General features: G+C 43.0%; 9 protein-coding genes and 2 pseudogenes. 3 read left to right on the top strand and 8 right to left on the bottom strand.

The annotated features are described in order from the left end of the window. Positions 1 to 233 precede the first annotated feature (233 nt). Together L3V35_RS06205 and L3V35_RS06200 are read left to right on the top strand one after the other, a co-directional pair. The gene (locus tag L3V35_RS06205; protein ID WP_065206330.1) at positions 234 to 674 is read left to right on the top strand and encodes a PTS sugar transporter subunit IIA; all 441 of its coding nucleotides are present in this window, start codon (positions 234 to 236) and stop codon (positions 672 to 674) included. A 13-nt stretch (positions 675 to 687) separates the two neighbouring features. Then, positions 688 to 2,112 (top strand): fructose-specific PTS transporter subunit EIIC, encoded by a 1,425-nt coding sequence (locus L3V35_RS06200; RefSeq protein WP_065206331.1) that lies wholly within the window; start codon positions 688 to 690, stop codon positions 2,110 to 2,112. Positions 2,113 to 2,315: 203 nt separating this feature from the next. On the opposite strand, the gene L3V35_RS06195 is transcribed toward L3V35_RS06200, so the two are convergent. The 7 genes and pseudogenes from L3V35_RS06195 to L3V35_RS06160 form a co-directional block, all read right to left on the bottom strand. After that, positions 2,316 to 3,821: a bifunctional diguanylate cyclase/phosphodiesterase gene (locus L3V35_RS06195; protein ID WP_114635681.1), complete on the bottom strand. Its 1,506-nt coding sequence runs from the start codon at positions 3,819 to 3,821 to the stop codon at positions 2,316 to 2,318. 209 nt (positions 3,822 to 4,030) lie between these two features. Continuing rightward, positions 4,031 to 4,273, bottom strand: a pseudogene (locus L3V35_RS06190) (diguanylate cyclase); the annotation flags it as partial. Then, positions 4,266 to 4,579, bottom strand: a pseudogene (locus tag L3V35_RS06185) (LysR family transcriptional regulator); the annotation flags it as partial. The pseudogenes L3V35_RS06185 and L3V35_RS06190, both read right to left, overlap by 8 nt. A 191-nt stretch (positions 4,580 to 4,770) precedes the next feature. Then, the gene (locus tag L3V35_RS06175) at positions 4,771 to 5,181 is read right to left on the bottom strand and encodes a cytochrome c3 family protein (protein ID WP_054546241.1); all 411 of its coding nucleotides are present in this window, start codon (positions 5,179 to 5,181) and stop codon (positions 4,771 to 4,773) included. A gap of 15 nt (positions 5,182 to 5,196) precedes the next feature. After that, positions 5,197 to 5,796, bottom strand: a complete 600-nt coding sequence (locus L3V35_RS06170) for a cytochrome c (RefSeq protein ID WP_054546240.1) — start codon at positions 5,794 to 5,796, stop codon at positions 5,197 to 5,199. 79 nt (positions 5,797 to 5,875) lie between these two features. Further along, entirely contained in the window at positions 5,876 to 6,925 is a 1,050-nt protein-coding gene (locus L3V35_RS06165; RefSeq protein ID WP_054546239.1) for an ethylbenzene dehydrogenase-related protein, read from the bottom strand. Between the two features lie 430 nt (positions 6,926 to 7,355). Then, on the bottom strand, positions 7,356 to 8,981 hold the full coding sequence (locus L3V35_RS06160) for an ABC transporter substrate-binding protein (RefSeq protein ID WP_054546238.1): 1,626 nt from the start codon (positions 8,979 to 8,981) through the stop codon (positions 7,356 to 7,358). Positions 8,982 to 9,130: 149 nt separating this feature from the next. Between L3V35_RS06160 and mpaA the strand changes: the two genes are divergently transcribed. Further along, entirely contained in the window at positions 9,131 to 9,886 is a 756-nt protein-coding gene (gene mpaA / locus L3V35_RS06155; RefSeq protein WP_237298877.1) for a murein tripeptide amidase MpaA, read from the top strand. Positions 9,887 to 10,178: 292 nt separating this feature from the next. Here mpaA and L3V35_RS25510 read toward each other — a convergent pair whose 3' ends face one another. Beyond that, positions 10,179 to 12,899 carry a cobalamin biosynthesis protein CobT gene (locus tag L3V35_RS25510; protein WP_276574049.1) on the bottom strand — a complete coding sequence of 907 codons (2,721 nt, stop codon included), beginning with the start codon at positions 12,897 to 12,899 and terminating at the stop codon, positions 10,179 to 10,181. Positions 12,900 to 13,252: the final 353 nt, after the last annotated feature.

Here is a 13,252-nt window from a genome sequence, read left to right as displayed (position 1 = left end):
TGATCATGCCCTGCTTTTGCGGGGCATTTTTGTTTTTACGAAGCCTATTGGCGTATCAAAACATAATCAAAACGCCATTAAGTATGACCCGTATCACACTGCATTAATGATGCAAATCACACTTAATTTTGCTTGGTACAAATATGCAGTGAAGGGCTTTTATTTGCTATTTCGCGAATCGGGTTAATCCATTAATTTTAATTCAAGAACTTCAATAGTGAATGAGTTAATAAATGATCACACAGCTAACTAACGTCAACTTAATTAATAACAACCTTCAAGCGAAAAATAAAAAAGAACTGTTTGAAGAATTGGCAGGCATGTTATTTGAAAACAAGCGAATCAGCAGTAAAGAAGCCTTCTTGGCAGACATCGAAGTTCGTGAATCTCAAAGCATTACCTCAATGGACGGCATTTCTTACCCACACTCAAAAAGCAAGGCAGTCACTGAACCCGCAATTGCTGTCGGTGTTAAGCGTGAAGGCATTGAGTATGGCGATGAAGACGGCATCAATCCAACCGTATTTTTTATGATTGCATCACCAGATAACGGTGCTGACCATCATATTTATGTACTACAAGAACTATTTGGAAAATTCAGCGATGAATTTATTCAAAATATCCATAACGCAAAAGACGAACAACAAATCCTTAATATTTTAATTAATTCATAAGGCGTAGAAAATTATGAGCACCCTAGCAAATCAAGCTACCAATACCAGTAGCAATTCTAATAATAAGAATAGTAGTAGCGACTATAAAAAAATCCTCAGTACTATGAAAGGTCACCTGCTTTTTGGTACATCACACATGCTACCTTTCATCGTAGCCGGTGGTGTTCTGTTGGCTTTAGCGGTAATGGCATCGGGTAAAGGCGCAGTACCTGCCGACGGCTTGCTGGCAGACATCTCTAATATCGGTATCAAAGGCCTTGTTCTTTTCCCAATCATTCTTGGCGGCTTTATTGGTTACTCAATTGCAGATAAACCAGCACTTGCTCCTGCTATGATTTCTTCTGGCATCATGGCTGACATGGGCGGCGGCTTCCTTGGCTGTATCGTGGCAGGCTTTATCGCCGGTGGCGTCGTCTTCCAGCTTAAGAAGATCCCACTTTCTGCGAACATGACAGCGCTGGGTGCGTACTTCATCTACCCGCTTCTAGGCACTTTGATCTCTGCAGGTATCGTTCTTTGGGGCATCGGTGAGCCAATCAAACTGTTCATGTCTTCTATGAACGAGTTCTTAGCTTCAATGGCTGGCGCATCTAAGATGGTTCTAGGCACAATCCTTGGCGGTATGACGGCGTTTGACATGGGCGGCCCTATCAACAAAGTAGCGACCCTATTTGCTCAAACTCAAGTAGACACACAACCATGGCTAATGGGCGGTGTAGGCATCGCGATTTGTACACCACCTCTAGGTATGGCATTGGCGACTTTCCTATTCAAAAACAAGTTCTCTAAACAAGAGCAAGAAGCAGGTAAAGCAGCAGCAATCATGGGTTCTATCGGTATCTCTGAGGGTGCTATCCCATTCGCAGCGAATGACCCAATGCGCGTACTTCCTTCAATCGTTGCCGGTGGTATCGTGGGCTGTGTGTTCGGCTTCATGACAGACGTTCTACTGCACGCACCATGGGGCGGCCTAATCACTGCGCCAGTATCAAGCAACATTCCAATGTACGTGGTCGGTATTGCGCTTGGCTCACTAACCACAGCCGTTATCGTTGGCTTCTGGAAACCTGTAGCGGTTGAAACCGATGAAGACATGGCTGAAGCACCAGTACAAGCTCAAGCGGCTCCTGTAGCAGGAGAAGGCGAGTACGACATCGTAGCAGTAACATGTTGTCCTTCTGGTGTTGCACACACCTTCATGGCAGCAAAAGCATTAGAGAAAGCAGGTTTAGCAGCAGGCCTTAAGATTAAGGTAGAAACACAAGGTCAAAACGGTATTCAGAACCGCATCAGCGACCTAGATGTGGCTAACGCAAGGCTGGTTATCTTGGCTCACGATATTCAAGTGAAAGACGCACACCGCTTTGCTAACGCGAACGTGATTGAATGCTCGACTAAAGAAGCGATGAAGAAAGCCGCGACTATGGTCGCTATTTAAAGCCAAAGGTTATCTAAAGCCAAAAGCTATCTAAAAGAATCAATAAATTAGTGAATGCTCACTATTGATAAAGTAACTACCCCCTAGTAACTAAAATCCCCATTCGTTTATCAACGAATGGGGATTTTTTATAGTTAGGCTAACAGTATCCTTCTCGATACAAGTCATCTGTATCCCTGTCGCTTAGATGAAAAAATATTACGTTATGTTGTTGAACATGGTTCTTTTTCAGGGGTAAGACTTACTTTTAACTGTTTGGAGGACATCGGGTAGCCTAGATAATAACCTTGGGCTTGTTCGCAATTTAACGTTTTCAAAATTGACAACTGTTGAGCATTTTCAACCCCTTCAGCCACGACATTAATGCCAAACCCTCGCGCGATATCAATAATACCAGACGTTATGGCTCTAGAACGATAATCATCTTCTAACCCATTGATGTAACTGCGATCGACTTTGATTTCATCTACATCTAATTTGCTAAATATACCAAAAGAAGTGTAACCAACACCAAAGTCATCTATCGAAAAGGACACCCCTTGTTTTTTTAACGTCTGAACAGCGATTGCACACTGATCTATATCTTTCAAAATAGCGGTTTCAGTGATTTCAAGACAAAGTAAGCGAGCAAACTCGGGATCCTTTCGTAGATATTCATCCAGATGGTTCATGTCATCAACGCTATTTAGCTCTACCGCTGAAATATTGACCGAGACACTATTAAGCTCATTTCCTAGCAAGCCATTAGCCCTAAGTTGTGACGCAGTCTTCTCTAGAACTAACGTAGTCAAATCACGACAAAAATGATTCTCTTCTGCTAGCGCGACAAAGATATCCGGTGAAACGACACCATAGCGCTCATGCGTCCAACGAGACAACACTTCCACGCCAGCGACAAATTTACTTTCAATGTTGTATTTAGGCTGAAACACAATATCAATCGCTTTGTCATCAATCGCTTTACGTAATTCTTGCACCATTTCTTGACGTTGACGTTCAAGCTCTGTGAGTTTAGGGTCATGAAACTCAATCGTATTCTTGCTTTTCTTTGCTTCAGTTAAGGCGTGGATTGCTGATGCCATAAGTTGCTTGGCATTATTTCCATCAGAGGGGAATAGAGCAGCGCCAATACAACAAGTGGCGTTGATATCATAACGATAAGCACATTGGTTAAATCTACGATGTACGAGAGCAATGTAGGATTCAATATCTTCCTTATCATCGAGTTTGACTAAACATGCGAAACCATCGGAATGTACCCGTGACGAAAGTGGTTGATGCTCAATAGGAAGTTCAATCGATCGGGCGATGTCTTTTAAAAATAAATTCGTATTTTCGAACCCAATCTGATCAGCTACAGATTTGAAGTTATCAATGTCGAGTAAGAAGAGGACATAATGGTCACTGGCCTGGGATTTTTTTAGCCTTTTGTTTAAATATCGATAAAAAACTGATGGGCTATGAAGCCCAGTGACACTATCAAGATCGTTAGCGCTCTCTAAATCTCGATTATTTTTCCGAACCATTACCCATAACAAAGCAGACGTTAGAATGATAAATACCAGGCCTTTGACTGTCTGTGCTAAGGCGTGTTCTTGCAAGTCATTTGATAGTGATTCGACCGCGAGATCAGAAAATAAAACCCATAAAGATGACAGTATTAAGTAACTGAATACTATGTTGGCCGGATATCTTTTTGTCTTGTTCATCGTTAGCTGCTATCTCTCAGTCTAATGTGTCATGACTTATATGTTATAAATTGCTCATAACGTAGCACCAACATAAATCGCAATCTACCGCTCGCGTTTTTATTTTTAACTTTTGTTTACCGATTTTCGTCATCACTCTGCGCGACGAAAACCTTTAAAGGCTAAAACATGCCAAGAACAATTTGAGTGGATATTAGCTCTTAGCCAAACTAAGAGCTGCCAATCGCTTTTGTTGATGTCGAGTAACTGTCATATGACTCTTCAATTACAATTGTATTTCGTCCTTTAAGCTTTGCTTGATAAAGCGCCCTATCAGCGCGATCGACACAGTCTTTCCATTTTTCATTTTCTGATAGCAAGCTAATACCAAAACTAGACGTAATTGTTAAAGTTGGTTGTTGCTCAAGTTTGATCTTCTGAATTGCTGAGCGTAATTTCTCTGAAAGGGCTGCACACCAACTGCCAATGTTCTTGAAACAGTCGCTCGCAATGGGTGTCTTCGCTTTCGAGCTTGCCGTTAGTCAGTTCGATATCAACATTCTGACAAGGGGTGGTTGATGGCCAGTCCACCAGCTGAATATCGAGCCTGATAAAAGAGTATTTTTTATAGAAGGGTGGCAGGCGAGGAAGGCTTCTAAACTTTTTAGCTGCTGACTCACCGCAGCTTGTGTAACGCAAAGCTCTCTCGCGGCAGCGCCAATGGAACCGAGACGAGCAACAGCTTCGAACGCAACAAGGGCGCGTAGAGGGGGTAACATGGCTTCATTGAGCGATAGATCCAAGCTCGCATCAGACTTATCTATTCTTTGATGTAGCGATCTTTGGAATAACGCAGCTCTAGAAAATGCAGATATTTGCGAAGCACGCACCGCTTAAAGACGTTGAAGAGAGTAAACCCATCACATCTAAAGTAAGAGTACTCGCTCTACTATTTTAATATGATGAGTTTCTAGAAATTAAGGCTAGACGTATTTAAATAGCGCTCTAGCCTAACTGAATAAAAGTCTGATAATTCCTCGTCTTCTTCATCGTGGCAATCTATACAGCTATCCTTAGGATCAAATTCTTCATGAGGAAGATGACACTCGACGCACTCCATCTCCTCGCTCTCTTTGTGCTTTAGATTATGCTGGTGCCCCTCTAGATGCCCAAAATCATCATGACACTCCACGCAGCTGTTATATTCAAACTCAAGATCGTCAGAAGGTTCCTCGTCTAGATGGCACTGCCCCGCACATGTTTCATCCTTCAGGTGAATATTCGCTAGATTATGCTCATCTGGATTAGGTAAATCTTCAGCGACTACCAGAACGCATACTCCAGCAAGTAATACACCAATTAAATATTTAGTCGTACTCATAAAACTGGCTCCTTCTTACCGATGCGACTTAAGCGCTTTCTCACGCAGAATAGCTTCATGGCAGGTTGCACATAGCCCAATACGGAACTTCTTACTGATACCGATAATCGGGTCTGAATCTCGATGTAAATTGTGGCAGTTGGAACATGTTAATTTGGTGGCGTGTACATCGTGGGTCCACTCACTGGCCCTCAAGCTTTCTGGAGAATGACAGGCGATACACTTTTGGTTTTGTTCGAAAATTGGTAAGTCGACATGATCATCGAATGGAATCACACTCACTAAATCAGAATCTTTGGGGTGAGAACCTTTTCTGCCATGACAAGCCGTGCAGTTGTTGTGAAACTCGGTACTGGCATGTGCGCCTACAGAAGCGATGGCATCAATATTTTTAAGCAGACGCTTTTTTTGATGGCACCGTATACAACGCTTATTTTCTTTTATTAAAATCTGCATTCCCGCTTCATTGGTAATTTGGCTAGAAAACGGTTCTACATTATGGACAGCGGAATCCTGAACTGTTGGCTCAGAACAGAGCGATAACGGAATAAAGAACATACTCAACGTGGTCAACACAAATAAATAAGAAACATATTGAGTAACTGTTTTGACCATAATAGTATTCTTCTGTGAAGAAATGATTTGAGCCGATTATTTCGACACAAATCATTTCAGTTAGTGACGAGTGTTATACTTATTTAAACTCAAGATTTAACACACCACGATGGTATATGTGATTAATTTGAGAGTTATCAAAAACCGCAACACCAAATGGATATAATTGGCTCAAGTCGTTAAATTGCACATCTTGCGTTTCTGAATTTTCACCCGTAGTGACAAGCTTACGCTTCATTTCAAGAGTCCAAATACCCTCTTTCCAAACGGCACCGACTTCGATATCACCACGAGAACCGGTAAATGGCTTACCCGTTAAACCTGGGATTCGTTCCAACTGATTGTAGTCAGGTGTAAATGGTTTCTTCCCTGAGTCTAAAATCAGTAACGTTTCATTAGTCAAGTTATCTGATACATAGGCTGGCTGGCCGTCTTTTACGTTATTAACGTACCCACCACCTGTTTTGCTGTCACCTTTACGTCCCCAACCTTTGTTTTGTTCTGGATCAGTATTGTTATCGACGTATTGGTCATCGAGCTGGTTATGAACCGCAGTTCTCACACCTTTCCAGTGCCACATATCAATAAACTCACCTTCACGATTGGTGTATTTCCGTGCAGGGTTCTTGTCATCACGCCCTGCGTTTTTTCCCTTTTTAGCTCTGTGACACGCAGCATTACACCCCTTATCAGAAAAGCCTTCAGCATTGATATTCCAATAGACCGCAAATTTGTCTTCGTAGTAGGTATTGTCATGTCCGGTGTCATCTTTATTTTTTAACTGTTTCCATGAACCATCCTCTTGCTTAATCCAAGGAAAGCGGTCAATACTTTTGGTCGGATCGGCATAACTAAACAAGAAATAAATGTATTCATCGTCATACATTGATTTCATTTCCACGCTGGTTTTTTTAATACCCTCATAGCCATTATTTGGCTTATACGGTAATTTATTCACCTTCTGAGTCAGTGGTTTAGCTTGATCCCAAACGGCATCAACGCTGCCATCGATAACTATATTTGAGGCAAGCTTACTGCTCTCTAGTATCTTATCTTTTGCTTGAACAGCACTGGCTGGAATGATCATAAGTACAGCCACGGCTGATAGCGTCATCATTGAGTACTTCATTATTACCCTCCTAAATCCCATTGCTCTATTTATATAATTAAGCGTAGGAATGAATTAGGCTTTTTCAATTGATCGATATCAACTTAAATACAAATAGACTAAATAGAAAAATAGATATTTAGAACTCAACAAATAGAGGGTAATTTTTGCAGAAAACCTCAAATATTATAAATATCAATAGCTTTATTGTGGCTCTTCGTAACGAATTCACAAATAATAATGGTTAGTATCGACTTCGAGCCTCAACGTTCATTTATAGGCAGCTAAAATTTCCTATAAACAGCCTTATCTAAAACAGAGATATAATAAAGGGACGTTAATCATATATTTATGTTCAACGTCCCTCTTCTTCTTTTTTTGATCTTTATGCGCTATTTCTTAGATCCGTCATGTCTTCAAACCGCCATATCAGATCTCACAGTTAATCTATCTATTCTTTGATATAAAGATCCTTAGAATAGATGCGCCCTTCAACGTTGTTCTTAGCAAAACCACCGACACTTGGTCGCACTAGGCGAGCCTGCATGTAGTAATAGATTGGCGCGATAGGCATATCTTCAGCCAGTAACTGCTCCGCTTGATCATAGAAACCTTGGCGATCTTGCTCATTGGTTGCGGCTAATGCGCTGTCCATCGCTGAGTCGTACTTGTCGTTGTTGTAACGAGCAAAATTACCCGATGACTCTGAGCGCAATAGGCTCAAGAAGGTCGACGCTTCATTGTAGTCACCGCACCAAGACGCTCGCATTACATCAAAATCACCTTGGCGACGTGATACTAGGTAAGACTTCCACTCTTGGTTTTCTAACTCAACTTGCGCGTCTAGATTGCCTTTCAGCATGGATGCAATCGCCACCGCAATCGACTTGTTCGATTCACTGGTGTTATAAAGCAATTTGAAATCTAATGGGTTAGACGCATCGTAGCCCGCTTCTTTCAGTAGCTCTTTTGCTTTTTGGTCACGTTCCTTTTGAGTCCATGTGCTGTATTCAGGCTGAGTCGCATCAAAGCCTGCTGTATATTCATGAGCAAAGGTAAAAGCCGGCAAGTTACCCACCTGAGTGACGCCATTGGTAATCACATCACGCATCATTGAGTAAGACACAGCTTTACGCACTCTCGCGTCATCAAACGGAGGTCGTGTGGTATTGAATGCGTAGTAATAAGTACACAGTAGAGGGACGGCGGTATAAGCATCTTGATACTTTGTTTTCAGCTGTTGCGCCATATGTGTTGGTACATCAGACGTGATATCAACCTCACCCACCGCATAACGGTTAATCGAAGAATTTTGGTTCTCAAACGGAATGTATGTCACTTGAGTTAGGTTCGTATCTGAACTGTCCCAATAGTTAGGATTTTTCTTCAGTTCAATCCGTTCGTTAACCACCCACTCGTCTAAAACAAAAGCGCCATTCCCCACAAACTGCTTAGGATCGCTCCACGGCTTGTCGCTGTTTTCTAGCGTTGTCTTGTGAACTGGCATCATTGAGGTGTGGCCTGTCATCGCCACAAAGTAAGGCACTTTACTATCAAGCTCGAACTTCACCGTGTATTTATCGACAGCAGAGACACCTAACTCTTCAACGGGCTTCTTACCTTCCGCCACGTCAGCAATATTGCTGATTTGAGTAAGTTTAAGATACCAAACATTCGGCGAAGCCAGTTTCGGGTCGACCGCTCGTCTTATCGCATACACGAAATCATCGGCTGTCACCGGGTCGCCATTAGACCATTTAGCATCTTTACGCAAGTGGAATACAAACGTCTGGTTGTCTTCGGTTTCCCAAGATTCCGCAACACCCGGGGTGATATTGCCATCGCGATCTTGGATCACTAAACCTTCAAATAGGTCACGTAGAATGTGCATTTCAGGCAAGCCTTCTGCTTTCGCAGGGTCAAGCGTCGCAGCTTCCGCATCATTGGCACGCACCAGGTGTTGCTCTTTCGCCAGAGAAGTTCCGGCAGGCAATGTTTCAGCAACGGCAGTCACTGAGATAAAAGGGGTCAATAAAGATGAAATGATTAAAGCCGTTGAATGTTTCTTAAAATCCATGTTTTTTTGCTCTCCTAGCCTATCTTTGAAGCAAAGTAATAAAATTAACAATGCGACGGTTGACGAGTTTTGACGCTATGGTTTATTTAATAGAGGTCATCTAAATAGTAGTGACACTTTGATAGTACTTGATCAATCAGGAGATTAAGGTGAGTTTAATTCCAAGAACGGAAAGAGCTGCGTTTTCGATAAAGCCGCTGTCATATGGAAAATCGGGGTTGGGTGCGCCTTTGCTCTATTTCCCCGCGCAAATAGAAAGCGAATCTCGCGGGCTGATTTTAGCAGGCACACACGGCGATGAAACCGCATCTATCGCAGGTTTGTCTTGCGCGCTAAGAAGCTTGCCTGCCGCCAACTTACGACACGATGTGATTCTGTCGATGAACCCAGATGGCAATCAATTGGGTACTCGTGCCAACGCTAACCAAGTCGATCTCAACCGCGCCTTTCCGACACAAAACTGGACTAAAAACGGCACCGTCTATCGCTGGAGTTCTCACACACCAGTCAGAGATGTAAAAGTGAAAACGGGACAAGCCGAGCTGCTTGAACCCGAAGTGCAATCGCTCATCAACCTCATTGAACAGCGCAAACCTAAATTCGTCATCTCTTTCCACGAACCACTCGCTATGGTCGACGACCCAACCCAATCTGAACTCGCCATTTGGCTGGGTAAACAGTTCAACCTACCACTTGTCGAAGACGTCGATTACGAAACCCCAGGCTCATTCGGCACTTGGTGCCAAGAAAGAAACCTACTGTGTATTACCGTAGAACTACCGCCCGTTTCTGCGGATTTGACTATCGAGCAGTATTTGGATGCGTTTGTGGCGGTGTTGGGGGGAGAGGGAGGGCAGGTTGACTTATTGTTGGACAAAAGTGTCTCAGGACTTACTCTAAATTAGCAATTCGTGGATAACTAAAGGTATGGAAAAGTGAGTATTGGAGAGCGAGCGCGATGCGTAAAATCGCACTAGTAAAAAGGTTGGTTTAGATGCCGACTAAATGCGGTTCCGCTCAAACCACTATTATTGAATAAAAAGCCTTTAGCGGTGGAGCTAGAAGAAATTCATCCTTCGAATTGACTTTGTAGTGTAAAAACGACTCCCTATCGGGAGCCTGTCATATGTCTAAATCTCGGTGCGGATTAAGTGCAGTTAAGTTCAATCAACTATCGATGTTGCATGAAGGTTGTATTTAATTACATCGAATGTAATCAGATTCCAAACATATTTTAGCTCTTTTTTTCGCCTTATTGACATCGATTAATGTCATTCTTTTAGTCATTATATCGAAGTCGTTTTGCATCCCTTCCTTGCCATTATATTGAGCTAATTTTAACCACATGTAAGATGTTTTATCGTTTTTAGTCACACCTTTACCTTCTGCGTACATTGATCCAAGATTGTATTGAGCTGTCGCAAGTCCTTGCTCAGCTGCCTTTGTGTACAAAGACACCGCCTCTTTATAGTCCTGAGAAACACCTCGACCTTCTGCGTACATAACGCCTAGATTGTTTTGAGCTGTCGCAAGTCCTTGCTTAGCGGCCTTTCCGTACCAAGACACCGCCTCTTTATCATCTTGAGAAACACCGATGCCTTCATCGTACATCCACCCTAAATGGTTTTGAGATCTCGCATGCCCCTGCTCTGCAGCCTTTTCATACCAATACACCGCTTCTTTATCGTCTTGAGAAACACCCGCACCTTGCTCGTAAGACATTCCAAGGTTATGTTGAGCATCTACAAGCCCCTGCTCAGCGGCCTTTTTATACCAAAACACCGCTTCTTTATCATCTCGGGAAACACCTCGGCCTTCTCCGTACATAACGCCTAGATTGTTTTGAGCTAGCGCAAGTCCTTGCTCAGTGGCTTTTCTATACCAAGATACTGCTTCTTCATAATTTTGAGAGATACCTCGACCTTCTACGTACATGCTGCCTAGATTGTTTTGAGCTAGCGCATGCCCTTGCTCAGCGGCCTTTCTAAACCACAACACCGCTTCTTCATAATCTTGAATTACACCCACACCTCGTTCGTAAGACAATCCAAGATTATATTGAGCATCCATAGCACCCTGCTCAATGGCTTTTCTATACCAAGACACCGCTTCTTCATAATTTTGAGAAACACCTCGACCTTCTGCGTACATGGTGCCTAGATTGTTTTGAGCTAGCGCGTGTCCTTGCTCAGCGGCCTTTCTATACCAAGATACCGCCTCCTTATCATCTTGAGAAACACCTCGGCCTTCTCTGTACATAACGCCTAAATTGTTTTGAGCATCAACAGAACCCTGCTGAATGGCTTTTCTGAACCATGACACCGCTTCTTTGTCATCTTGAGAGACTCCTCTGCCTTCTGCGTACATAACACCTAGATTGTTTTGAGCTAGCACATGCCCTTGCTCGGCGGCCTTTCTATACAAAGACACCGCCTCTTTATCATCTTGAGAAACACCTTGGCCTTTTTCGTACATCCATCCTAAATTGGTTTGAGCTCTCGTATAACCCTGCTCAGCGGCCTTTCTATACCAATACACCGCCTCTTTATCACCTTGAGAAACACCTCTGCCTTCGTCGTACATAATGCCTAGATTGTTTTGGGCTCTCGCATACCCCTGCTCTGCGGCCTGTCTATACCAGGACACCGCCTCTTTATCACCTTGAGAAACGCCAGTGCCTTCGTCGTACATAATACCTAGATTGTTTTGGGCTCTCGCATACCCTTGCTCTGCGGCCTGTCTATACCAAGACACCGCCTCTTTATCATCTTGGGAAACACCTCTGCCTTCGTCGTACATCCACCCTAAGTTAGTTTGAGCTCTTGCATACCCCTGCTCTGCGGCCTTTCTATACCAAGACACCGCCTCTTTGTCATCTTGAGAGACACCTCTGCCTTTTTTATACATCCATCCTAAGTTAGTTTGAGCGCTCGCATCCCCCTGTTCAGCGGCCTTTCGATACCAAGACACCGCCTCTTTGTCATTTTGAGATACACCTCGGCCTTTTTCGTACATAACGCCAAGATTGTTTTGAGCTCTCGCATGTCCTTGCTCAGCGGCCTTTCTATACCAAGACACCGCTTCTTTGTTATCTAAGGAAACACCGATGCCTTTTTCGTACATCCATCCTAAGTTAGTTTGAGCGCTCGCATCCCCCTGCTCAGCGGCCTTTCTATACCAAGACACCGCTTCTTTGTCATCTTGAGAAACACCTCGACCTTCGTCGTACATCCATCCTAAATTGTTTTGAGCTCTCGCGTTCCCCTGCTCAGCGGCCTTTCTATACCAAGACACCGCTTCTTTATCATTTTGAGATACACCTCGGCCTTCGTCGTACATCCATCCTAAATTGGTTTGAGCTCTTGCATACCCCTGCTCAGCGGCCTTTCTATACCAAGACACCGCTTCTTCATAATCTTGGGAAACACCATTGCCCTCTTCGTACATCCATCCTAAATTGGTTTGAGCTCTTGCATACCCTTGCTCTGCGGCTTGTCTATACCAAGACACCGCCTCTTTATCATCTTGAGAAATACCTCGGCCTTTTTCGTACATCCATCCTAAATTGGTTTGAGCTCTCGCATGCCCTTGCTCAGCGGCCTTTCTATACCAAGACACCGCTTCTTTGTCATCTTGAGAGACACCTCGGCCTTTTTTGTACATACGTCCTAAATTGGTTTGAGCTCTTACATATCCCTGCTCCGCAGCCTTTCTATACCAAGACACTGCTTGTGTATCATCCTGAGATACACCTTTCCCTTCTTCATACATAACGCCTAGATTAAATTGACCGTGAGCGTCCCCTTGCTCTGCCTGATGAAAGTATGCAGCTTTTTTTGCTTCAATATCGTCTTGATGTCGATCTTGAGTGCACCCAGCCAAGCTAATAGAAACTATTAAAAAAATTAAAATTCGCATCTCTGACTCTGTTGTATAAGTAATAATTATTATTTATGTGTGTAACTTGTGATTTCCACAAAATCTATGACAAGTAGTAGTAAAGTCGCTATAGCGACCTTTAAATAGCAAGTAATAAGATAATGCGATCTTCTCTTTGTGACTTTTTATAAAATCAATAAGTTAGAAGAAAGTCAATCGAGTGAATTGCTTATTGTTGCATATGTTGAATATTTACTGCGTTTGAGTGAATTCTAGTCGGGAAAGGCTCGTCGCTAAATTATGTAGAGTATTCAATCTGTCAAATAAACGGGCAGGGATGTAACAGTCGAGAATCAACCAACTCGACTATTGAGAAGTTAACTAGGAATAAG

Source organism: Vibrio sp. L5-1 (genome assembly GCF_021728315.1).
Classification (GTDB): Bacteria; Pseudomonadota; Gammaproteobacteria; order Enterobacterales; family Vibrionaceae; genus Vibrio; species Vibrio splendidus_K.
The sequence above is the reverse complement of the archived record's forward strand: the minus strand, read 5'-3'. Positions and strand labels throughout refer to the sequence as shown.